This window comes from Labrys sp. LIt4 (genome assembly GCF_017813775.1).
GTDB lineage: Bacteria > Pseudomonadota > Alphaproteobacteria > Rhizobiales > Labraceae > Labrys > Labrys okinawensis_A.
The window spans coordinates 62,338-86,508 of sequence record NZ_JAGIPY010000010.1 but is presented as its reverse complement, the minus strand read 5'-3'; the positions used below and the strand labels follow the sequence as shown (position 1 = coordinate 86,508).

Below are 24,171 nucleotides of genomic sequence, written 5' to 3'. Positions count from 1 at the left end.
AAGGAACCCTCATGCGATCGTCGACAACCGGCTGGCTGCTGCTGGCACCCACCCTGTTCATCCTCGCTCTGTTCGGTGTCGTGCCGTTCATCTACGTGATGGTGGTCTCCTTCACGCAGTGGAACAGCTTCGCTGCCGATCCGACCATGCATTTCAACGGGCTCGACAATTTCCGCGCCCTCGTCTTCGATGCCGACTTCCTCAAGTCGATCTGGGGCACGTTGAAATTCGGCTTCTTCGCCGTGGTCAGCGAGATCGTGCTCGGTTATTTCCTCGCCCAGCTCTTCATGCGCGACTTTCCGGGCAAGGGCTTCTTCCGCACCATCCACACCCTGCCGCTGGTGATCGCTCCGATCGCCGTCGGCGCGATCTGGCGCCTGCTGCTGACGCCGGGCCTCGGCCCGGTGCCAAGCTATCTTCGAGCCTGGTTCGGCTACGACCTCAATATCAGCCGCTTCTCGGACCAGGCCTTCACCGCCGTGGTGATCATGGATATCTGGCATTGGACGCCGTTGGTGACGCTGACCCTGCTCGCCGCCCTTTCGTCCCTGCCCAAGGATCCCTTCGAGCAGGCGCAGATCGACGGCGCCAGCCGCTTCCAGATCTTCTGGCACATAACCTTGCCGATGCTGAAGCCGGCCATCCTCGCCACCGTCTTCATCCGCCTGATGGACGCCCTGCGCACCTTCGACGAGATCTTCATGCTGACCTCGGGCGGTCCGGGCGATGCGACCCGCTTCGTCGGCCTCTATATCTTCCGCGTGGTGTTTCCGAAGAAAGACTACGGCTATGGCGGCGCCATGTCCGTGCTGGTGCTCTATCTCACCATCGTGATGTGCTGGCTGCTCTATTCGGCCCTGGTGGCCCGCCGCGATCTCAGGAGGCCCGAGTGATGCGTAAGCCCAACGTCTTCGTCAGCCTGTTGCTCTGGATCGTGCTCAGCCTGATCACGCTGGCGCCGATCTACTGGCTGTTCGTCGTCTCCGCCAAGAGCCGCGTCGAACTCTTCGGCAGACCGAGCTTCCTGCTAACCTCCTTCTTTCCAGACAATTACGCCAACGCCCTGACCGATCCGAACCTGCAGAAATACATGCTGAATTCGGTGATCGTCGCCACTTCCAACGCCGTGCTGGTGAGCCTGCTCGGCTTCCTCGCCACCTATGCGCTGACGCGTTACAAGCTGGTCGGCAAGGAGAACATCTTCTTCTGGACCATCACCAACCGCATGGCCCCGCCCGCGGTGTTCCTGCTGCCCTTGTTCCTGCTCTATACGCAGGTCTTCGTCGTCGGCAATTGGAAGCTGTTCGACACCCGCATCGGCCTCATCCTGCTCTATTGCGTGTTCAACCTGCCTTTCGCGGTGTGGACGCTGCGTCCGGTGCTCGATTCCATCCCGCAGGAACTCGATGAAGCCGCCACCATCGACGGCGCCTCGACCTTCCAGCTCCTGACCAAAGTGATCTACCCGCTGGCCCGGCCAGGCCTCGCCGTCACCATGATCCTGACCTGGATCTTCGCCTGGAACGAATATCTGCTTGCCGCCACCCTCACCAGCGTGGAGGCCCGCACCATCACCACGCTGCTCGCCGAATATGTCTCGGTCACCGGCACGAACTGGGGCCAGCTCGCCGCCACCGCCATGCTGACGCTGATCCCCGCTCTGGTGATCCTCGGCATGGTACAGCGCCATATCGTCGCCGGCCTGACTTTCGGCGCCGTGAAGGGATGAGACCATGAACCAGTTCGCCAATCTCGACAAGCAGGATGAGGAGCTCGAAAAGGCTCCCGTCGAAAAGACCGGCTTCCTGCCGATCCACACCAACGGCTTCGACCGCGGCTTCATCGCCGTGGTGCTGCTGATCGCCATCCATCTGTTCTGGATGCGCTTTGTCGAGCAATCGCTGTCGATCTATTTCGCCACCGCGATCTCGCTGGTGCTCGGCTATGTGATCATCAAAAGGGGGTGATGCCGCTGGCGGTGATACTTGGCCAAAGCGTCATTGCGAGCGCAGCGAAGCAATCCAGGTGCCGCCGCGGCCGCGTTTTCCAACTCTGGATTGCTTCGCTCGCTCGCAATGACGGTGCTTGATCGGTCAAGCATCAAGACCGCTAGGATGGCTCCCCTGCCGAGGCACAAACCCAAGGTAGCCCTTGCGCTTCAGGCTCCGCCCACTATTGTCATACAAAATACGATGACAGGATTGGAGGGAGCGGATAATGGCCAAGCGCATCATGTTCACCGGCGGCAGCGGCAAGGCCGGCCGCCATGTGGTGAAGGATCTCCTCGACCATGGCTATGAGGTGCTCAACATCGACACCCGTCCGCTGGACGATCCGCGCGTTCGTACCCTGATTGCCGATATCACCGATGGCGCCCAGGTCTTCAACGCCCTGTCGAGCTATATGGGCACGCATGAGTTCGACGCCTCGCTGCGCCCGCAGAAGGTCGATGCCGTCGTCCACTTCGCCGCCATTCCGCGCATCATGATCGTGCCCGACAACGAGGTGTTCCGCGTCAATGCGCTCGGTACCTACAATGTCATCGAAGCGGCAACCAAGCTCGGCATCTCCAAGGTCGTGATTGCCTCGAGCGAGACGACCTACGGAGTCGTCTTCGCCCACGAGCACCGCAATCCAGCCTATTTTCCCCTCGACGAGGACTATGACGTCGACCCGATGGACAGTTACGCCCTTTCCAAGGTCGTCAACGAAAAGACGGCTCGCGCCTTTGCCTTGCGCGAGGGCATCGACATCTACGCGCTGCGCATCGGCAATGTCATCGTTCCCGAGGACTACACCGAGAACTTCCCCAAATGGTTCGCCGATCCCGGTTTCCGAAAGCGTATCGCCTGGAGCTATATCGATGCGCGCGATCTCGGCCAGATCACCCGGCGCGCCATCGAGAAGGACGGCTTGGGCTTCCAGGTCTTCAATGCCGTCAACGACGACACCTCGTCCAATTTGCCGACCGCCGAACTTCTGCGGCGCTTCTATCCCAATGTGCCGGTCAAGGGCACGCTCGGCGAGTATGAGACGCTGTTGTCCAACAAGAAGGCCCGCGAATTGCTAGGTTTCCGGGAAGAACATCCCTGGCGACGTTATGTGAAAGGCTAGAGCAACGTGCAATTGGCGAAATCGCCAAAAAACGCAAAGACAGGTTCGAACAAAGAGCCAGAGCAGAACAGCGTTTCCGTTTAGGCGCCCTGCCCTCCGCCCTCACCACGCCGCGATCGCACGCGCCGATCAGGCCGCATCCGTCTCCTGTGCGAGCCCGCCGCTCACGCCGGTCTTCCCGCGGATTGCATAGGCCAAGGGGTCGCGGCCCATCTCCACCGCCAGCGTCATGAAGGTTTCGGCATTACAGGGAAGGTAGGAGGATTCGAGGCGTGCCAGCGTACTGAAAGTCACGCCCGTGAGCGCACCGAATTGTCGATAGGTCAGCCCGCGCATTGCCCGCGCTTTCCGCAAATCGTCGCCAAATCGCTTCCAATCGATTTGAAGCGACGTGGAGTTCTTCTGGAAGGGACGGTTCGCTCTTTCCTGCATTTCTTCACTCACTTCACGCCCGGTGAGATCGCGCTACATTGCCTGACACTCTTGCAGAAAACATTCTGAAATATTTCATCGCGACTTCTTCAGAATCGAGAAGGTTTCGCAAAACGCACTGGACTTCAATAGCTATACGTAAGGCAATCCAATAAACCTTACCATATCGCAACGCATTCAGCGTTACAGATCAAACTCGTAACATCACAATTTCTTGAGGACGTTGCAAAAGCGCACAGCACAACTTCAACACAGCAAGCACAATAGACCAAGCGGGGCCCGGCTCACGCCAGACCCCGCTCTCAGATCATCCAGTTCGGATCAGAAGACGCGCTTCAGGCGAACGCCGCCGCTCCAGACATTCTCCTTGCCGTCAGCACCACCAAAGGCCGTGTTGAGATCCTGGGTCTGATGGGTGTAGGCCACTTCGCCAGAAACACTCAGCCCCTTCACGATCGTATAGGTCAGGTTGCCCGCAATCGTGTATTCCTTGACCTTGACGTCAACGCCTCCGGCAAGAACATTGGCGAGGATACCGTCAGCTTTGGTCTCAATATAGCTGCCGACCAGATTGGCGTTCAGCACCGGCGTGATGTTGCCACCGAGTTCGGCCACGATCGACCAGCCCTTCACCCGACCAAACGAAGCCACGTTAATGATATTGCCGGGTGACGGGGGCCCCAAACGGCTCGGATAGAGATCGGACTGTCCAAGGAGGCCTCCGAGCGAATTGCTGACGCCGAGGTAGTGCGTAGCACCGTCGGCGTACTGGCCTTCAACGATAAAGTGGCCGCCATCGATTGCCGGTATTTTGAACAGGGCGGTGCCGCCAATGGCGTAGCCCCACTTGTTTTCATGCGAATAGCCGATACCGACTGATTGGGCCGGATTGAGGGGATTGGTGATGGTCACCCCCTCAGCCGTACGAAGCTGATGGACAGCCCCCTGCACCGCGATCGACCCCCACGACTGATCTAGGCGAAGCTGGGCCACGACGTCCGGTATCTGCTGTCCACCCTGGAAGGGCAAAGCAATGGAGGTGTTGTTGATGGGAATGCTGATACCATCCACGCGGTGATCGCGGCCGTCTTCGATTGACAGCGTGGCTTTGAAACCGCTGCCGAATTCGGCGGAGTAGGCCAACAAGTTTACGGTGCTCGACTGGGCATAATAAGGTGCCCAGATGGTGTTGCCGTAATCGTTATCGTAAAAACCGAAGAACGAATGGGCATAGCCCGCCGTGAGGCCGCCGAACTGGATGAAAGCCTTGTCGATCGTGAAGGTGTTACCGTTATAGACCCCGCCACGACCCAGATTGCTGATGGGATGCGAGTCAGCATTGATCTGGAAATAGGAGCGCAAGAGGCCCCAATCGGTCTCTGTACGGGCATCAAACCAGATACGAGCCTGGGTGTTGAAGGCTGAGCGGTCGTCGTCGCGATTGAAGTCGCCAAAGTCACCGCTGCGCCCAAACGCGCGATAGTCGGCACGGATCTCGCCACCGATCTTGAGGCAGGTGTCGGAGCCGGGGATATAGAAGAAGCCGGGACCAAAAGCCGAGCAGACCTTCACATATTCAACGGCTTCGCCCTTGGTCATGGGCAGATCGGCGGCCTGGGCGGCGCCGATGGCGGCAATGCCTGCCGCAGCACCGAGAAGTACGGATTTTATCGTCATCAGAAATCCCTCCGGGAATTATTTTACTTGCGCAATGAGGGTTTCTTGACCTCGCACCCCGCTTGCAACGCCCGACCGAACTTGGCGATGCTTGAAAAGCACTTGGCCGCCATGTGAATCGTCGCCATGAAGGTGCGATATTCTGGAAAGCGCTACAATAGAGTTTTGCAACCTCGGCCATGGTAGAAAACATTTTGGCAAATATGTGTCACTTAAAAGACACATCTAGACCAGCCCAGCTTACGCTGCAAAAACATCTATCCTTTTCGGTAGAATCCAACTTTATCTCAACAAAATAAAAGTCTATTTCTACGTTTTATAATTGCAACACATAAAACGAATACGCAAAATCCCTATCTCGCAGGCAAAAGGCAACACACGACCCCCATCGCGGGAAAATCACTTTCCGCGTGGTAATATAAGACTTATCGACCCGCCGCTGCCGCCCACCGATGCCAGAGCGAGTCCGGAAAAACTCCTATCCGGCATCCCGTTTTGCTTGCAGGAGGCAGGCCTTGCAACGTGACGAAAAATCTCGCTCGGGTCGAACGCGGGCAAGCTCCGCAGGATCAATGATCCGGCAGAGCTTGCCTGTCCTGTCTGCGGTTGAAGCCGGCGGCCCTCAGGCCTTCTCTCGGGGCCAGGGCGTCTCGGCCACCGGCGTCAGTGGGCCCTTGCCGTCTCGCCAGGAAACGAGATTGTCGACCACCAGCTGGCCCATGGCGCGGCGGGTGTGAATGGTGGCCGAGCCGACATGCGGCAGCAGCACCGCATTGTCGAGAGCCATCAGCGCTCCGGGCACGTTGGGTTCGTCGGCGAAGACATCGAGCCCCGCCGCGAGAATGGTGCGATTGCGCAGCGCTTCGATCAGGGCATTCTCGTCAACGACCGAACCGCGGGCGACATTGATCAGCACGCCCTCGGGACCGAGAGCCTCGAGCACCTCGGCATCGATGAGATGGCGCGTCTCGGCCCCGCCGGGAACGATGATCATCAGCGTATCGACCGCCTCCGCCAGCGCCGTCACGCTGGGGTGATAGGCATAGGCAACGTCCGCCTGGCGACGGCGCCCATAATAGGCGATCTTGAGGCCGAAGGCCTCGGCGCGGCGGGCGATCGCCTTGCCGATTCGCCCGAGGCCGACGATACCGAGTGTGCGCCCGCGCAGCGTCGCCGGCGTCAGCGGATAGTTTTCGCTCAGCCATCTGCCCTGCCGCAGGAAGCGGTCGGCCTGCGGCACTTCGCGAATGGTCGCCAGCAGCAGGGCCATGGCGAGATCGGCGACGTCCTCGTTGAGGACCTCGGGCGTGTTGGTGACGACGACACCATGCCGCGCCGCCGCAGCGGCATCGACGGAATCATAGCCCACACCGAAATTGGCGATGATTTCGAGCTTGGGCAAAGCCGCGATCAGGGCTTCGTCGACATGGGCATGGCCGCCCGCCGCGATGAAGCGCACCCGGTCGGCAATCCCGGCCAGCACGGCATCGGGATCCTGCGCCTGCCAGAGCTTGTGCACGGTGAAAGCCCGGTCCAGGGCCTCGACCGTTTGGGCAAGCATGGGCTTGGGCATCAGGAGATCGGGTGCGGACATGCCGGGGGGCTCTCACGGAACGGAATTGATCGAAAGAAGGCGCCAAGACCTAAAGCGTTTTGCGATCCGGCGAAATCACCAAATCGCAAAATGCATCGGAACAAGGCGTGAGGGCAGGCCGACACCGTCAGGACACCTGCCCGCCAATGCTTACAGGGCCGGCAGCTTGCCGCCGAGCTCGTCCTCGATATGGGCCTGCACGATGGCATCCATGTCACGATCGGCGACGAAGCCGAGTTCGAGGGCGCGCGCCGTGTCGAAATCGCGCGGCCAGCCGGCCACGATCTTCTCGATCACGGGATCGGGCTGGTGCTTGATCAGCGCCACGGCCTTGTCGCCGGCCGCACGGCGCAGGGCCTCGATCTCCTCGGCCACCGTCGCGGACAGGCCGGGCATGGAAAGATTGCGCCGCGCACCCAGGCGGGCCGTGTCGATCGCCGCGGAATGGTGGAGGAAGCCGACCGCCGAACGCGGGCTGGCGAACCAATGGCGCACATCGTCGGAGACCGGCAAAATGGCTTCCTGCCCGTTCAGCGGCTCGCGCAGAATGCCCGAGAAGAAGCCGGAGGCTGCCTTGTTGGGCTTGCCGGGGCGCACCGCGATTGTCGGCAGGCGGATGCCGATGCCGTCGAAGAAGCCGCGGCGGCTGTAGTCGGCGAGCAGCAGCTCGCCGATCGCCTTCTGGGTGCCATAGGAGGTCAGAGGCGTGTTGAAGAACTCGTCACCGATGCGCTCCGGGAAGGGCGCCCCGAACACGGCGATGGAGGAGGAAAAGATCACGCGCGGATAATAGCCCTCACCCGGCCTGGCATCGCCATGGGCCTGGCGGATGGCCTCGAACAGGCGCTGGGTGCCTTCCAGATTGATGCGATAGCCCTTGTCGAAATCGGCTTCCGCCTCACCCGAGACGATCGCGGCGAGATGGACGATCACGTCGGGGCGCGCACCGATCAGGCGTTCGACCGTGCCCGGTACGGGCAGATCGTCCTGGCTGGCGCTGCAGGCGAACGGCAGACCGTCGGGCACCTGGGGCAGCACGACATCGCTGAGCAGGGCTTCGCTGACGGGCTTGCCGCCCAGCTTGCCGTCGCGGCTCATGCTTTCCAGCAATTTGCGGCCAACCATGCCGGCCGCACCCAGGATCAGGACTTTCATCGCCTCGCCTCGTCATTTCCCCGCGACCGAAAACCGCCAGCCGAAGCTGCGCATCGCGCCGCACCCTTTGTCTCATGATGCCCGTTCCGGGCCCGAAGGACGGCTCGAATCCGCCGTTTCTCAGCCCTAGCGATAAGGCCTTTGCCGAGGTGAGGCAAGTTCTTGTCTTACAAATTCAGCAAGGATGTGATGGCGCATGACAAAGGCCCCGTCATCGCTTCCGGGGCCTCGCCATCATTCGCCCCGGGAGCGCGATCAGGAACGCGGCCCGACCATCGCAGTCAGCGCGCCCTGCGGATCACGGCATTGGATCACCCACATTTCGCCGGGCACTTCCATCGGTTCAATCAGGATCTTGCCGCCATTATCGGCGACGCGTTTGGCCGTCTTGTCGATGTTCTCGACCTGGATGTAATAGACCCAGGTCGGCTCGCCCATGTCCTTGGTGCGGGTCATCATGCCACCATAGTCGGTGCCGTTCTGGCCATAGAGCTGATAGACGCCCATCGGCCCCATATCGAGGCCCTGGTGCTTCTCCCACCCGAACAGCCTGGAATAGAACTCGAAGGCGCCGGGGCCATCGCCGGCATGCAGCTCGCGCCAGGCGATATGGCCGGGCGTGCCCAGCCCCGGCAATTCCGGCGCCTCTCCCTGCCCCTTGAACAGGCCGAACACGGCCCCATAGGGATCAGCGGCAATGGCGAAGCGGCCGACGCCGGGAATGTCATCCGGCGCACGATGAACCTTGCCTCCGAGCTTCACCACCTGGGCCGCGGAGGCATCGACATCGTCGGCGGCGACGAAGCCGGTCCAGTTCGGCGGCACATTGCGGGCGGCGGCATCGGGCGGAATGTCCATGAGGCCGGCCACCAGCGCGCCCTTGTTGGAGAACAGCGTGTAGGTGAGGCCCGGCATGCCGGAATCCGCAGCCTCCCAGCCCAGCACGGCGGTATAGAAGGCCGCCGCTGCCTTCACATCCGTGGTCATCAGTTCGTACCAGACAAAACTTCCATGTGTGACGGACATGATAGGCTCCCTTGGAGGCCGGTTTCGGATCAGGTTCCCGGTGGAGGAGGATAGGCCAGCACCATGACGGGCCGAGTACAGCCAGCCTCGCCGGCCATCGGTGTCAGCCGCAGCAGCCATGCGCGGCAGGCTTGTCCTCATATTCGTCGTGCCGCCGTACGAAATCCATGGTCGAAGCTTCGTTCCGCCCCTTGGGAGCCCGGTCGAGGATCATCAGGGTACCGATCAGTTCCTCGGGACCGCGGGCATAGCTCGAATAGGTATGGAACACCTCGCCCTGCTCGTCCCTGTAGAAGGCACTCAGACCGGGCAGTTCGTCATGGCCCTGAGCGCTGGGCAGGCTGGTGAAATTATAGACGATCTCCTCACCCGCCAGGTCTTCCCGGCTGAAGGAGACGTGATAGTCGAAATTGAAATCGCTGCCGAAGGCGGACACCCACGGAAAGCGCCAACCCATGCGCGCCTTGTAAGCCTCGATCTTCGCCAGCGGCGCACGCGAAACGGCGGTGAGCGTGACGTCGTGATGATTGAGATGGGCCAGCGCACCGTCGAGATGATCCGCCAGGAAGGAGCAGCCGGTGCAGCCGGCATCCCAGTCAGGCCCCAGCATGAAATGATAGACGATCAGCTGGCTGCGGCCTTCGAACAATTCGGCCAATGTGCACCGCCCGTTGGGCGTGTCGAACAGATAGGCCTTGTCGACCTTGACCCAGGGCAGTGCCATGCGCTCGGCATTCAAGCGGTCACGCGCCCGTGTCGCCTCCTTCTCCTTGATCAGCAACGCCTTGCGCGCCGTCAGCCATTCTTCCCGAGACACGATCTGGTGGGCTGGCATATCGACCTCCCTGCAGCAGCTCCTGGATTGCAATTTTTGGATTGCTTGACTAAATAGGTTGATATCAACATTATCGGCACATGTCAAAACGCGTCGACCACCAGCGCTTTTCACCCCAGCCGGGCCTCGATGAAGTCGATCCGCCGGACGCCGAGGGCGAAAAAGGCCCCCTTGTTCCGTTCGCCACGACCTTGCTCGTGCGCGATACCTGCCTGTGCCTGCACGTCCAGAGGGCAGCGCGGATGCTGGCCCGCCGTTTCGACGACGCCCTCCGCCCGGCCGGGCTGACCAACAGCCAGTTTTCATTGCTGATGGCGCTCAACCGCCCTGCCCCGCCGCCGATGGGGCCGGTGGCGGCGCTGCTCGCCATGGACCGCACCACTCTCACCGCCGCCCTCAAGCGGCTCGAAGCCCGCGGCCTCGTGCAGGTGATGCGCGACCCGGCGGACAGGCGCTCTCGCCTGCTCGCGCTCACGCAGGCGGGACAGGCGCTTCTGGCGCGGGCCACGCCGATCTGGCAGGAGAGCCATGCCCGGCTCGAAGCGAGCCTGGCGGACGGCCAGGTCATCCGCCTCAGGCAGGATCTCGCCGCGCTGGGCTGAACCCGCACAGGCAAAGGCCCCGGTTTCCGGGGCCTGAGTTGGGCGATGATCCGACGTCTTCCGCGTCAGTTGAAAGTATAGGACAGGCCACCCATCACGCCGAAGTCGGGCTTGCGACCGCCGGGCGAATAGGTGCCAGCGAGGTTGGCGCGCCACTTGGCGTCCTCCGAGGTCCAGCCGAGACCGGCAGCGATACCGACCTGGCGGTGATAGACTGCCATGCCGGCTGCCGCCGAGACCTTGCCCGGCCTGTCGTCATAGCGCAGCGCCGAAGCGGCCATCGCCGAGGCGATGCCCTTGCGGGCTTCCTTGAGATTGTTGGAAACCTGGCTCTGCAGATTGGCGATGCTGCCACCGATGCCGTCGAAGCGCTTGTCGAGGGCGGTCAGTGCGCTCCCGACATCATTGTATGTGCCTGTGCTCAACTTGTAAGAAGTCCCCGTGAGCTGCCCCTTGTCATCGACAGTGGTGTTGCCGCCCAGCGCGGCCGCCACTGATTGTGCAGAACCATAAAGTTGTTGACCATTGATGGCTTGTGTCGAGCTGGCGTTGACCGCTCCATTCGCAACATTGCTAAGCGTCACGGGCCCTCCCGTACCAAAGAGCGTCACACTATTGGTCGGGACATTGCCATTAGGAATAGTAGGCGTATCTGGATTCGAATATTGGACCGGCGAGTTGCTCTGCAGCGCCGTAATTGCTGCCCCGACATTGTTCTGCGTGGTGCCATAGACGTTATAGGTCGGCGCGCTAACCTTGCCTGTCGTGGAGTCGTAAGTCGCCCCACCGCCGAGATTGGTCGCCGTCGAATTGCCGAGATTGTTCAGATTATTACCGATCGTCGTCACCGAGCCGGAGACGGCGTTGAGCTGACTCAGATTTACCGCATCAGTGGCATCGGTACCATTGGCAACATTGGTGATCTTCTTGCCGCCAGCATCGATGCCATTGATCGTCACACTCGGACCACCCGCGATAGTCAAGCCGTTCGTATCGATCGTGGTATTGCCTGCCGTCACGCTATCAACCGTAATATTCTTGGACAGATTGAAGGTGACATCATTGCCCGTCTTGGTGATGGCAATGTTGCCGTCGGTGTTGCTGAGATCCACCGTGCCGCCAGGCGCTACATTCGATGAATCGGCGCCATTGGCAGTGAGGTTCCAGCCTTTATTAGCCGTGCTTGCAACATTGTTGAGCTGCTGGACGTTCACGGCATCGGTGTCAGCAACGCCTGCCGCGAGATTGGAAATCTTCTGCGGTGCGCCGCTGCCATGGCTGGCATCATAAGCCCCCAATGCTGAATTCCACTGCAAAGCATCCGTCTGCAGTGCCGTGAGACTTGTATTTACCGCAGTAAACGTACTGCCCACGTTATTGTAACTGGTGCCGCCGATATTGTAGCTCGGCGCGCTCACCGTGCCGGTGGTCGGATCATAGCTCGAACCGCCGCCGAGATTGCTGGCAACAGAATTGCCGAGATTGTTGGCGGCGTTGCTCACTGTCTGCAACTGGCCGACATTCGCCGCATCGGTGGCATTGGTGCCGGCAGCGACATTGGTGATTGTTTTGCTGCCAGCATCGATACCGCTGATGAGAACGCTCGGCCCACCATCGATAACCAAGCCGGTGGTGTCGATCCTGGCGGCCCCGATCGTCAGGCTGCTGACGATGGTGACATCATTGGCAAGGTTGAAGGTGACGGCGTTGCCCGATTTGGCGATGGCGATATTGCCGTCGGTGTTGTTGAGGTCAACCGTATCGCCCGGGGCCACGTTGGACGAATTGGCGCCATTGGCGCTGAGGTTCCAGCCCTTGTTCGCCGTTTGCTGCACGTCATAGAGCTGCTGGCCCGTGATCGCATCGGTCGAGGTGGCCGACACGTCGCCATTGGCGACGTTGGTGATCTTCTGCGGCGAACCGCTGCCATGGCTAGCGTCATAAGCGCCGAGCGTCGAATTCCATTGCAGCGCGTCTGTCTGCAGCGCCGTCACCGAGGTATTCACCGCGTTGAAGGCATTGCCGACATCGTTGTAGGCGGTGCCACCGATCACGTAGCTCGGCGCGCTCACCGTACCGGTGGTCGGATCGTAGCTCGAACCGCCACCGAGACTGCTGGCAACCGAGTTGCCGAGATTGTTGGCGGAGTTGCCGACAGCCTGCAGCTGGCCGACATTGACCGCATCGGTGGCATTGGTGCCGGCCGCGACATTGGTGATCGCCTTGCCGCCGGCATCGATGCCAGCCGTGGTCACGCTCGGCCCGCCCGTGATGACGAGGCCATTCGTCGTCACCGTGGTGCCGCCCACCGTCAGGCCGGTGGCATCGAGCGTGTTGCCGCCTGCCGTGACGCTGTCCAGCGTGATGCTCTTGGCGAGGTCGAAGGTGGCGTTCGTACCGTTATGGGCGATGACGATATTGCCGTCGGTGTTGCTCAGATCCACCGTGCCGCCGGGACCGACATTGCTCTTGTTCGCCGTATCGCCGCCGGTCGAGAGGTTCCAGCCGGCATTGGCATTGGCGCCGACCGCCTGCAGCTGGCTGACATTGACCGCGTCGGTGGCCGCCACGCCGTTCGCGACATTGCCGATGGTCACCGGCGTACCGGCATTGCCGAGCGTGATCCTGTCCTTCACCGCCGGGTCGTCATATTTCACCGCGGCATTGGCGAGGTTGGTGGTGTTGGCATCGAGCTGCGTCAGCGCCCCGGCCACAGTGGTGAAATTGGTGGCGGACGCCGCCGCGTTGCCCTTGCCGTCGATCGCCGTGACATTCTGGCTGAAGCCGGACAGCGTGCCGGTCACCGGGTCGTAGGTCGTGCCGCCTCCCAAAGTCGAGGCGGTCGAATTGCCGAGATTGTTGGCGGAGTTGCCGACAGCCTGGAGCTGGCCAACATTGACCGCATCGGTGGCGTTGGTGCCGGCGGCCACATTGGTGATCGCCTTGCCGCCGGCATCGATGCCGGCCGTCGTCACGCTTGGTCCGCCTGTGATGGTCAGACCGTTCGTCGTCACCGTGGTGCCGCCTACCGTCAGACCGGTGGCGTCGAGCGTGTTGCCGCCTGCCGTCACGCTGTCCAGCGTGATGCTCTTGGCGAGGTCGAAGGTGGCGTTCGCACCGTTATGGGCGATGACGATATTGCCGTCGGTGTTGCTCAGATCCACCGTGCCGCCGGGGCCGACATTGCTCTTGTTCGCCGTGTCGCCGCCGGTCGAGAGATTCCAGCCGGCATTGGCATTGTTGCCGACCGCCTGCAGCTGGCTGACATTGACCGCGTCATTGGCGGCAACGCCGTTGGCGACATTCGAGATCTTCTGCGGCGAGCCGCTGCCATGGCTGGCATCATAGGCGCCCAGCGTGCTGTTCCACTGCAGGGCGTCTGTCTGCAACGCCGTCACGCTGGTATCCACGGCACCGAGCGCATTGCCGACGTTGTTGTAGGTGTTGCCGCCAATCACATAGCTGGGGGCGCTCACCGTGCCATCCGGATTGACGGCCGAGCCACCGCCGAGATTGTCGGCGACCGAATTCGACACCGCGTAGAGCTGCGAGCCATTGACCGCATCGGTCGACGCCGCGGCGATATTGCCCTTGGCGAGGTTGGTGATCAGGGTGAGGTCGCTCGCCCCGATGCCGCCCAGCGTGATCTTGTCCTTCACCGCCGGGTCGTCATATTTCACCGCGGCATTGGCAAGGTTAGTGGTGTTGGTGTCGAGCTGCGTCAGCGCACCGCCAACGGTGGTGTAGGTGGTCGGCGCGCCGGCGGCATTGCCCTTGGCGTCGATCGCCGTGACGGCCTGGTTGAAGCTGGACAGCGTGCCGGTATTCGGATCGTAGGTCGAGCCGCCGCCGATCGTCGAGGCCGTCGAATTGCCGAGATTGTTGACGTTATTGCCGATCGTCGTGACCGAGGTCGAGACGGTGTTCAACTGGCTCAGATTGACCGCATCGGTCGCGTTGGTGCCGGTGGCGACATTGGTGATCGCCTTGCCGCCGGCATCGATACCGGCTGTCGTCACGCTCGGCCCGCCTGCGATGGTGAGGCCCGTGGTGTCGAGCGTGGAATTGCCGGTCGTGACGCTATCGACGGCGATGTCCTTGGACAGGTTGAAGGTGACGGCGTTGCCGGTCTTGGTGATGGCGAGGTTGCCGTCGGTATTGTTGAGGTCAACCGTGTCGCCCGGCGCGACATTGGAAGAATCGGCGCCGTTGGCGGTCAGGTTCCAGCCCTTATTGGCCGTCTGCTGCACGTCATAGAGCTGCGAGCCGTTCACCGCGTCGGTCGAACCGGCCGCTACCGCGCCATTGGCGAGATTGGTGATCTGGGTCGGTTGCGTCGCACCGGCGCCGCCGAGGGTGATCTTGGTCCTGGTGGCGTCGTCATACTGCACCGCATTGGCCGTGGCATTGCCGACCACGGCGAAGAGCTGCGAGCCATTGATCGCATCGGTCGAGGTCGCCGTGACGTCCCCGTTGGCGACGTTGGTGATCTTCTTGCCACCGCCATCGACTCCGGCCGTGGTGACGCTCGGGCCGCCATTGATGACGAGACCCGTGGCGTCGAGCTTGGAAGCGCCCACCACCACGCTGGTTGTGTCGATCGTTACCGCGCCGATGGACAGGCTGTTGGCGATCTTCACATTGGAGGCGAGATCGAAGGTCGCGTTCGTACCGGATTGGCCGATCACGACATTGCCGTCGGTGTTGCTGAGATCGACCGTATCGCCCGGCGCCACCTTGCTGGTGGTCGCACCCTTGTTGGTGGAAAGGGTCCAGCCCTTGCTCGCGGTCTGGCTGACCGCATCGAGCTGGCTGACATTGACCGCGTCATTGGCCGCCACGCCATTGGCGACATTGCCGATGGTCACCGGCGTACCGGCATTGCCGAGGGTGATCCTGTCCTTCACCGCCGGATCGTCATACTTCACCGCGACATTGGCGAGGTTGGTGGTGTTGGTGTCGAGCTGCGTCAACGCACCCGCCACCGTGGTGAAGTTCGTGGCGGAAGCCGCCGCATTGCCCTTGCCATCGATCGCCGTGACGTTCTGGCTGAAGCCCGAGAGCGTACCCGTTCCGGTATCGAACGTCGTGCCGCCGCCGATGGTGGAGGCGGTCGAATTGCCGAGATTGTTGACGTTGTTGCCGATCGTCGTGACCGACGTCGAGACGGTGTTCAACTGGCTCAAATTGACCGCATCGGTGGCGTTGGTGCCGGCGGCGACATTGGTGATCGCCTTGCCGCCGGCGTCGATGCCGGCCGTGGTCACGCTCGGGCCGCCCGTGATCGTGAGCCCGGTGGTATCGAGCTTGGAATTGCCGGCCGTGACGCTGGTGAAGGTCGGCGTCATCGACGTGGCGATGGCGATGGTGTTGCCGGTCTGCGTGATCGCGATGTTGTTGCCGGCCTGGTAGGTCACGGTGCCGCCGGGCGCGATATTGGTCAGCGCGCTGCCCGATGCCGTGCCCGTGCTGCCGGCAACCGTGCCCGTATTGGCGTTCCAGCCCTTGCTCGCGGTCTGCTGCACGTCATAGAGCTGCTGGCCGTTGACGGCATCGGTGGAGGTCGAAGTCACCGCGCCATTGGCGACGTTGGTGATCTTCTGCGGCGAACCGCTGCCATGACTGGCATCGTAGGCGCCGAGCGTCTTGTTCCACTGCAGCGCATCGGTCTGCAGCGCCGTCACGCTGGTGTTCACCGCGTTGAACGCGTTGCCGACATTGTTGTAGGTGGTGCCGCCGATCGTGTAGCTCGGCGCGCTCACCGTGCCCGTCGCGGGATTGTAGGTCGAGCCGCCGCCAAGATTGCTGGCGGTCGAATTGCCGAGATTGTTGATGTTGTTGCCGATCGTGGTCACCGACGTTGAGACGGTGTTCAACTGGCTCAGATTGACCGCATCGGTGGCGTTGGTGCCGGCCGCGACATTGGTGATCGATTTGCTGGCGGCATTGATGCCGGCCGTCGTCACGCTCGGCCCGCCCGTGATGGTGAGCCCGGTGGTGTCGAGCTTGGAATTGCCGACCGTGATGCTGTTGGCAATATTGAGATTGCTCGCAAGGTTGAAGGTGGCATTCGGACCCGTATGAGCGATGACGATATTGCCGTCGGTGTTGCTCAGATCCACCGTGCCGCCGGGGCCGATATTGCTCTTGCCTGCCGTGTTCCCGCCGGTCGATAGATTCCAGCCGGCATTGGCATTGGCGCCCACCGCCTGCAGCTGGCTGACGTTGACCGCGTCGTTGGCGGCCACGCCATTGGCGACATTGCCGATGGTCACCGGCGTACCGGCATTGCCGAGCGTGATTCTGTCCTTTACTGCCGGGTCGTCATACTTCACCGCGGCATTGGCGAGGTTGGTGGTGTTGGTGTCGAGCTGCGTCAGTGCGCCCGCCACCGTGGTATAGCCCTTGGTCGCTCCGACATTGCCCTTGCCATCGATCGCCGTGACGTTCTGGCTGAAGCCCGAGAGCGTACCGGTATTGGGGTCATAGGTCGTGCCGCCGCCAAGAGTGGAGGCCGTGGTGTTACCCAGATTGTTGAGGTTGTTCCCAACCGTCGTCACCGACGTCGAGACAGTGTTGAGCTGACTGAGATTGACGGCGTCAGTGGCGGCGACCCCATTGGCCACATTGGTGATCGACTTGCTCGCCGCATTGATGCCGGCCGTCGTCACGCTCGGCCCGCCCGTGATGGTGAGCCCGGTGGTGTCGAGCTTGGAATTGCCGACCGTGATGCTGCTGGCAATGGCGAGATTGCTCGCCAGGTTGAAGGTGGCGTTCGGACCGGCCTGCGTGATCACCACATTGCCGTCGGAATTGTTGAGATCCACCGTGCCGCCCGGCGCGATATTGCTCGTCGTCGCGCCCTTGTTGGTGGAGAGATTCCAGCCCTTATTGGCTGTCTGCTGCACGGCGAGGAGCTGCGAGCCATTGACGGCATCGGTCGAAGACGCCGTCACCGCGCCATTGGCCAGGTTGGTGATCGTCACGCCACCGGCCGGCGCTCCCGCACCGCCCGTGGCGCCCAGCGTGATCTTGTTGCCGCCGGGAGCATCGTATTTGACCGCGATGTTGGCCAGATTGGAGGTATTGGTGTTCAACTGGGTCAGCGCACCGGCGACGGTCGTCTGCGTGGCAGCCGCGCCGACCGCACCGGTGTTGCTGATCGGATTGATGTTCTGGCTGAAGCCCGACAGCGTGCCGGTCGTGGTGTTGAAGGTCGTTCCACCGCCAAGAGTGGAGGCCGTGGTGTTACCCAGATTGTTGAGGTTGTTGCCGAGCGCCGTCACCGAGGTGGAGACAGTGTTGAGCTGGCTCAGATTGACGGCGTCGGTGGCGGCGACACCATTGGCCACATTGGTGATCGACTTGCTCGCGGCGTTGATGCCGGCCGTCGTCACGCTCGGCCCGCCCGTGATCGTGAGCCCGGTGGTGTCGAGCTTGGAATTGCCGGCCGTGACGCTGGTGAAGGTCGGCGTCATCGACGTGGCGATGGCGATGGTGTTGCCGGTCTGCGTGATCGCGATGTTGTTGCCGGCCTGGTAGGTCACGGTGCCGCCGGGCGCGATATTGGTCAGCGCGCTGCCCGATGCCGTGCCCGTGCTGCCGGCAACCGTGCCCGTATTGGCGTTCCAGCCCTTGCTCGCGGTCTGCTGCACGTCATAGAGCTGCTGGCCGTTGACGGCATCGGTGGAGGTCGAAGTCACCGCGCCATTGGCGACGTTGGTGATCTTCTGCGGCGAACCGCTGCCATGGCTGGCATCATAGGCGCCGAGCGTCTTGTTCCACTGCAGCGCATCGGTCTGCAGCGCCGTCACGCTGGTGTTCACCGCGTTGAAGGCGTTGCCGACATTGTTGTAGGTGGCGCCGCCGATCGTGTAGCTCGGCGCACTCACCGTGCCCGTCGCGGGATTGTAGGTCGAGCCGCCGCCGAGATTGCTGGCGGTCGAATTGCCGAGATTGTTGACGTTGTTGCCGATCGTGGTCACCGACGTGCCGATCGCGTTCACCGCCTGGTTCGTGGCGAAGAGCTGCGAACCGTTCACCGCATCGGTGGAGGTGGCGCTGATACGCCCGGCCGCGAGATTGGTGAGGGTTCTCTCCTTGCCGGACGAGCCGATGCTGACCGTCGAGTTGGCGGCATTGCCGGCATAGGCATAGCTCGTGCCGTTGATCGTGCCGCTCGGCGTGTTGACCACGGCGGCCGTGGTCGAACCGGCGCCGAGCGCGACGTCATTGGCATTGCCCGCGTTCGAACCCGAGCCGAGCGCGACTGCATTGGTGGCGGCGCCCGTGGCCTTGTCGCCGAAGGCGAGGGCACCGGCCGCGGCGGCATTGGACTGATTGCCCAGTGAAACCGAGCCCTGGCCGACAGCAAAATTGGCATTGCCGATGGCGACGGCGCCGGCCGCAGCCGCGGTACCGGCAGCATTGCCGGCGGCTGTGTTGTTCGCGCCGACCGCGACGGCACCGGTGCCGTTCGAAACATTCGGATCGCCGATCGCCACGGCGCCATCGCCGGTTGCCTTCTGGCCGCCGCCAATGGCAACGGCCGTTCCCGTAGCCGTGGTGGAATTGGCGATCGTCCCGCCAGAGCCGATGGCGACGTTTTGGCCGGTCGAGCCACTGATGGTGCCATCGCCCATGGCGATGCCGTTGGCACCATTCACCGCGGCGCCGCGGCCGATGGCGATGCCGGAACTCGCCGCGGCGGCGACCAGCGATTGAGCGCCGATGGCGATCGAATTGGCGGCAGCCGCATTGGCGCCGCCGCCAACATTGCCGCCGAAAGCCAGCGAATTCAGGCCGCCGGCCTGCGTGCCGGCACCGATAGCAACCGAATAGTCACCGGTCGCTGCCGTGCCGGTGGAAAAGGCATTGCCGCCGATGCCGACCGCGTTCTTGCCGGTGGCCTTGGCCTGATCGCCGATCGCCACCTGCGAGCCGGTACCCGAGGCATTGGCGCTCGGGCCGATGGCGACGGGCGAGGATCCGTTGGTCGCGGTGGAGGTTGCATTGGCGAAACCACCGATAGCAACACCGGCGGTAATACCGCCGGCCGTGTTCTTGGCGACGGCGCTGGCGCCGAGCGCCACCGTGCCGAAGCCGGTGCCGGTGGCGTTGGCACCATTGGCATAGGCACCCTGGCCTATCGCCACGTCTCCATCAGACATGGCCTGCGAGCCACGCGCAATGGCGACCGCGTTGAGGCCATTGGCGAGGGATCCCACCCCCACGGCAATGGCATTGGCGCCGATAGCCTGCGTATTGGTTCCAACCGCAATGGCATTGGAGCCGCTGGCATTGGCGTTGTATCCCATGGCTTCGGCCGTCGCGCCCGAAGCATTGGAGTTCACCCCAATGGCAAACGTATTCTGAATGGCGACGGCGCCCATGCCGATCGCCATCTGGTTGGCATAGACATTGAACCGAGAGCCCTGGCGGCTCGGGTCTCCGATCTGGACAAAGACATTGTTGCTGTTATCGATGCCGCCGCGGAAGAACTGGGAGATTCCGGACGTACCGTTGTTGCCGCCGCCGCCCAGGACCAGATCCTCGGGCGTCGCTCCCTGAGCACCATCCTGGTTTGCGATGATCTGGAGAGCCTGACCGGTGCTCGGGGAACACCGCATGGTGTTTTGTGCCGGAATCGAGCCTATGGCGGTATTGACCGTGCTGCAGCTCAACTGTGCCCAGGCCTTGTCCGGGCTCAGGCCGACCACCCCGAGCAATGCCAATGCGGTTGAGGCGAGGAGGACTTTGTAGTGGCCGTTCACCAGGCCGCCGGAGGCCTGCACTGCGGCGGATATCCGGCACGACACGCCTCCACCCGCCGTCAACGAACCGACGCCGAGCCGCTTGTCCTTCATACCCATCACACGATGGGCCATGCGCAGGAGTGCATGGATACGCCGGCGCAGGCTGCGATGGGCGCGCTTGGCGAGATCGATAGTGTCTTGGTTCGGCATGGGACCCCGGCTCGTCATAAACGTCGCGTCTTGCAGGCAAAGCCGCCCCTCACCGAAGAAGGCTTTGATAGCAGTTGACCTAGGGATTCCCGGTTTCCGGGCGGCGATTCTTGTTTCGAATACTTGATCCCCCGACCCGGCGTACCTCTTTGGGTGCGCCAGAAGCCGTAGCGTCAGGTTGGCATAATCCAACGCATTCGTGGTTAATACCCACGATTCTTCCGATGTGTAAATATACTTAGAAAACGAATTGTTAGTATATTTCTACCTCTTTTTCGAAAATTCGGAGAATGATACGCAAACAAAATTCGCGTTGGCTTAATTTCTTCTAATCCTAAAGTGCTACAAGCTAGAATATCTGCCTCAATATTTCTTCAAAGAAATCCAAACTTGAATAAAATTTCCGAAGTATATTTACTCGAGCCTGTTATAAATATATCCATAAATCGATTTACAAATCCGAGAGAGACAATGCTATTGTTTTCCAGCAAAAGCCAACAAAGATAAGTTTTCTGCTGAACGACCAAAGATCAATGACTGAATTTATATTTTACAACCATGATGCCGTTAGATCACCATGGTGGCCGGGAATGCTCAGCGAAATAGGCGAGAAAAGGCGGCTACAACCTGGAGGCCCCCCTTAATCCAAAGGGGTTACGCCGCACACTTTCATACCCTCGTCGAAGGCGCTGTTGCGCGCGCGCAACAAGCAAAAAAAATCTGGTGACACGCCCTGCCCCGGGTCGCTCCTGCGGCTTTTCCGGCTGCCACGCGAAACGTCCGGCCCCCGGCAACCGTGGTGCCAGATCCCGCGCACTGAGCCGCTGACGGGGATGCTGCGGAGGCCCTCTCAGCACCAGCCCCGTCGCCAGGCACGATAGCGTTTTGCGATTTGACGGAGTCCCCGGGAGCCGCAAAGACGCGTCGAAACAAGGCGCTGGAGCAAAGCGCGTCCGGTCATGAATGCGTTTTGCTCGAGAACAGGCATGGCGGCGAGATTTCGCCCGGCACGGGCTTGCCGTCAAAAGGAAGGGGCGGCCCCGAAGGCCGCCCGGCAAGGTGAATGCCGCCGAAAACTACTGGGCCGGAGCAGGCTCGGGCTTCGGTTCGGGTTTCGGCTTGGGCTTGGGTTTTGGCTTGGGTTTCGGCTTGGCCTCGGGCTTGGCTCCGGGGGCTGCCGCCGGCGCGGGCGCGGCGGGCGCTTCGGCTGCCGGTGCCGCCGGCACTGGGATCTGCGTGGCATTCGACCCGCCAGCGCCCGGTGTCGAACCAGCCTGCGCGATGTTGACGCTGATCCCGTCGACGAGCAAGCGCCGATCGCCGCCCTGGAAAAGCAGTTCGAAGGTCAGCTTCGTGTCGCCCTTCACCGGAAAGTAGCCGGCAAGATGGAGCAGCCCGCTCTTCTCCACCTGAGGGGAGAGCGTGATCGTGGGCTCGAGCACCAGGGCCGCAGCAAGATCGAGCCCCGCCTTGCGCTGACCGGCAAAGATCTCGGCCAATTTGGCATCGCTGTTCTCGCGCTGGAAGCCAGCCGAACCGAGATCGCGCAGCACCGAATAATTGCCGGTCTTGTTGGCCTGGTCGAGCGCGATCAGGGTGGAGCGCACCAGCATCAGCACCGTTTTGGAATCGAGATTCATCGGCTGCGGGCCGGCGGGCGCAGCATTTGCGGGAGCCGGCGCGCCCGGAGCGGGCGCAGGCTGCTGCTGGGCCATAGCCGGCAGAACAAGGCCGCTCGCAAACACGAAGGCAAGCACGCTGCCTCGACCCATTGTAGGCATGAGGCGCCTCCGCCGGGTCGGTTTGCTCTGCGATGGAGGAAGTATCATAGGGATCCAGGCCTCGTTGAAAATAGCGCGATGCGAAGGTGTCACAGATTTCCCCGGCCCTGTCACCTCGCAAGTTTCAATCTATCCACGCCTGCGCAGACCCGATACATGTGGCAGCATCAGATGATCGAATACCATAGCACCACCGCGGTGTTGCTCGGCTCAAAAACGTTACGGAAGAAACAATGCGCGCTCGCGTCGGTTACCTTCTCCTCGCCCTGGCCGCAGGCGGCTTCGGAACGATTGCGCCGACGCCGGTGCTGGCGCGGGACCAGCCGGCGCCCAATGCCGCCGGCAAGGGCAAGCCGGCAGGAAAGAAACCGGCCAAGCCGGCATCCGGCAAGCCAGCACAGGCCAAGCCGCCCGCCGCCTCTTCTGCCCCCGTCGTGCTGCCGGAGCCGCCTCTGCCCACCCAGCAGGCCCGTAAGCTGGAGCTCGCGCGGCAATGTACCGACCTGGTCGATCAGATGTCGCGCGGTGCCCTCAACAGCAAATACGACGTGCAGTCGGGCTGGAACCGCCAGGATCCCAAGCAGCATGTGTTCCAGAGCGTCGCTGTCATCGACCGGCCGGAAGTGACGCCGGCTAACGGCCTGGCCGCCATCATCGCCACGCCGACGCCGTCAGGCAGCTGCGACGGGGTGACGGTGCAGGTCTTTCCGCTCGCCAGCGACTGCGCCACGGCGCAGAACTACATGCGCTCGACCGGCGCCAGCCCGATCCCGATCCTCAACACCCAGATCATGATCGACCGCAACGGCAAGCGCATCTTCCTGCTGCCGGGCGTGAACAAGACCTGCATCGCCGTCTCCGTCGATTCCAGCTTCGGTCCCCTGCCGGTCGCCCAAACGCCGCCGTCACCGGCACCCGTGCCGGCACCCGGACCGATTCCGGTGCCCGGCGCCATCGTGCCGCATGCCACGCCGGCCACGCCGCCAAGCTCGGAGATCCTGCCGACGGCCCCGGCTCCGAAATGAGCCGGGGAGCACCGGCAGGCGTCCCGCAGACCGGCTGTGCATGACGGAAGGGAATGGCTTGATTCGCATTTGCAACCTGCTCTAATCGCCGGACGCGCCGCTCTCCTCGCTTTCCGGCGCCTGTCAGGCCTCAATAGAAAAGCAGGTCATGCTCGATATCTCAGCCCTCCAGTCGATGAAGGTGTTGTTCGCAACGCCCTGCTACATCTCAGCCGTCAGCATGAATTATGTGGTCAGCATGTACAGCCTGGCCTGCGATGCGTCGCAGCTCGGCCTCAAGACCGTGCTGCACATGCATTCGGAGAGCCTGATCACGCGCGGGCGCAACATGGTCGTGCTGAAATTCATGCAGGACGAATCCTTTACGCATCTGTTCTGGATCGACTCCGACATTTCCTTCACCACCCAGCAGGTGGTCCGCCTGCTGCTGGCCGATCGCGATGTGGCGGGCGGTGTCTATCCGATCAAGGCACTGACCTGGCCTGAGACCCTGCCGGGCGGCCTCAGCAAGGAGGAGATGGAAATCCGCTATGCCCGTTATGCCTTCAATCCGGTCGATCACGGCAAGACGCCGATCAGCCGGCATGTCGATGATGAAGGTTTCATCGAGGTCTCGGAAGCGCCCACCGGCTTCATGGTGATCAAGCGCCATGTCTTCCCCAAGCTGATGCAGGCCTATCCCCATCTCAACTATACGCCGGACGGCCCGCCGAACAATCCGCTCAAGCCGCTGCACTGGCTGTTCTTCGACTGCATGGTCGATCCCGATTCCGGGCGCTATCTGTCGGAAGACTATGCGTTCTGCCGGCGCTGGCGCGACATCGGCGGCAAGGTCTGGGTCGATTCCCAGTCCAAGCTGCAGCATCTGGGCCAGTATAATTATGTCGGCGATGTCGAGACCAGCCTGAAACAGCAGGGGCATTGGTAGGGCCGGGCCGACACTGCAGATACGGACATTTTGCAGA

Annotated in this window: 15 protein-coding genes; 7 read left to right on the top strand and 8 right to left on the bottom strand. The window is 62.1% G+C overall.

The window, feature by feature from the left end; all coding sequences use genetic code 11:
- The first annotated feature begins 11 nt into the window (after nucleotides 1-11).
- From J8I29_RS18985 to J8I29_RS18970, 4 genes are all read left to right on the top strand, one after another.
- Nucleotides 12-893 (top strand): sugar ABC transporter permease, encoded by an 882-nt coding sequence (locus J8I29_RS18985; RefSeq protein WP_105864937.1) that lies wholly within the window; start codon nucleotides 12-14, stop codon nucleotides 891-893.
- Nucleotides 893-1,729 (top strand): carbohydrate ABC transporter permease, encoded by an 837-nt coding sequence (locus J8I29_RS18980; RefSeq protein ID WP_105864936.1) that lies wholly within the window; start codon nucleotides 893-895, stop codon nucleotides 1,727-1,729. Before J8I29_RS18985 ends, J8I29_RS18980 begins: the two co-directional genes overlap by 1 nt.
- A 4-nt stretch (nucleotides 1,730-1,733) precedes the next feature.
- Nucleotides 1,734-1,967 (top strand): DUF2160 family membrane protein, encoded by a 234-nt coding sequence (locus J8I29_RS18975; RefSeq protein ID WP_209432865.1) that lies wholly within the window; start codon nucleotides 1,734-1,736, stop codon nucleotides 1,965-1,967.
- Nucleotides 1,968-2,217: 250 nt separating this feature from the next.
- Nucleotides 2,218-3,114 carry an NAD(P)-dependent oxidoreductase gene (locus tag J8I29_RS18970; RefSeq protein WP_209432864.1) on the top strand — a complete coding sequence of 299 codons (897 nt, stop codon included), beginning with the start codon at nucleotides 2,218-2,220 and terminating at the stop codon, nucleotides 3,112-3,114.
- Between the two features lie 129 nt (nucleotides 3,115-3,243).
- Here J8I29_RS18970 and J8I29_RS18965 read toward each other — a convergent pair whose 3' ends face one another.
- The 6 genes from J8I29_RS18965 to J8I29_RS18940 form a co-directional block, all read right to left on the bottom strand.
- Nucleotides 3,244-3,558, bottom strand: coding sequence for a helix-turn-helix transcriptional regulator (locus tag J8I29_RS18965; RefSeq protein WP_209432863.1), 315 nt, complete (start codon nucleotides 3,556-3,558; stop codon nucleotides 3,244-3,246).
- A gap of 309 nt (nucleotides 3,559-3,867) precedes the next feature.
- Complete coding sequence (locus J8I29_RS18960) at nucleotides 3,868-5,223, bottom strand: porin (protein WP_209432862.1); 1,356 nt, start codon at nucleotides 5,221-5,223, stop codon at nucleotides 3,868-3,870.
- 622 nt (nucleotides 5,224-5,845) lie between these two features.
- Nucleotides 5,846-6,817 (bottom strand): 2-hydroxyacid dehydrogenase, encoded by a 972-nt coding sequence (locus J8I29_RS18955; RefSeq protein WP_209432861.1) that lies wholly within the window; start codon nucleotides 6,815-6,817, stop codon nucleotides 5,846-5,848.
- A 150-nt stretch (nucleotides 6,818-6,967) separates the two neighbouring features.
- A complete protein-coding gene (gene denD, locus J8I29_RS18950; protein ID WP_105864930.1) occupies nucleotides 6,968-7,972 on the bottom strand; it encodes a D-erythronate dehydrogenase in 1,005 nt (334 codons plus the stop codon).
- 255 nt (nucleotides 7,973-8,227) lie between these two features.
- Nucleotides 8,228-8,998 carry a VOC family protein gene (locus J8I29_RS18945; protein WP_209432860.1) on the bottom strand — a complete coding sequence of 257 codons (771 nt, stop codon included), beginning with the start codon at nucleotides 8,996-8,998 and terminating at the stop codon, nucleotides 8,228-8,230.
- Nucleotides 8,999-9,101: 103 nt separating this feature from the next.
- Nucleotides 9,102-9,833 (bottom strand): thioredoxin family protein, encoded by a 732-nt coding sequence (locus J8I29_RS18940; RefSeq protein ID WP_105864928.1) that lies wholly within the window; start codon nucleotides 9,831-9,833, stop codon nucleotides 9,102-9,104.
- Nucleotides 9,834-9,913: 80 nt separating this feature from the next.
- Between J8I29_RS18940 and J8I29_RS18935 the strand changes: the two genes are divergently transcribed.
- On the top strand, nucleotides 9,914-10,435 hold the full coding sequence (locus J8I29_RS18935; protein ID WP_105864927.1) for a MarR family winged helix-turn-helix transcriptional regulator: 522 nt from the start codon (nucleotides 9,914-9,916) through the stop codon (nucleotides 10,433-10,435).
- A gap of 65 nt (nucleotides 10,436-10,500) precedes the next feature.
- Here J8I29_RS18935 and J8I29_RS18930 read toward each other — a convergent pair whose 3' ends face one another.
- Together J8I29_RS18930 and J8I29_RS18925 are read right to left on the bottom strand one after the other, a co-directional pair.
- Complete coding sequence (locus J8I29_RS18930; protein WP_209432859.1) at nucleotides 10,501-20,400, bottom strand: hypothetical protein; 9,900 nt, start codon at nucleotides 20,398-20,400, stop codon at nucleotides 10,501-10,503.
- A 1,076-nt stretch (nucleotides 20,401-21,476) separates the two neighbouring features.
- A complete protein-coding gene (locus J8I29_RS18925) occupies nucleotides 21,477-22,181 on the bottom strand; it encodes a hypothetical protein (protein ID WP_209432858.1) in 705 nt (234 codons plus the stop codon).
- Nucleotides 22,182-22,414: 233 nt separating this feature from the next.
- Between J8I29_RS18925 and J8I29_RS18920 the strand changes: the two genes are divergently transcribed.
- Both J8I29_RS18920 and J8I29_RS18915 read left to right on the top strand, forming a co-directional pair.
- The gene (locus tag J8I29_RS18920; protein WP_209432857.1) at nucleotides 22,415-23,206 is read left to right on the top strand and encodes a hypothetical protein; all 792 of its coding nucleotides are present in this window, start codon (nucleotides 22,415-22,417) and stop codon (nucleotides 23,204-23,206) included.
- Nucleotides 23,207-23,354: 148 nt separating this feature from the next.
- Nucleotides 23,355-24,134: a hypothetical protein gene (locus J8I29_RS18915; protein ID WP_209432856.1), complete on the top strand. Its 780-nt coding sequence runs from the start codon at nucleotides 23,355-23,357 to the stop codon at nucleotides 24,132-24,134.
- Nucleotides 24,135-24,171 lie beyond the last annotated feature (37 nt).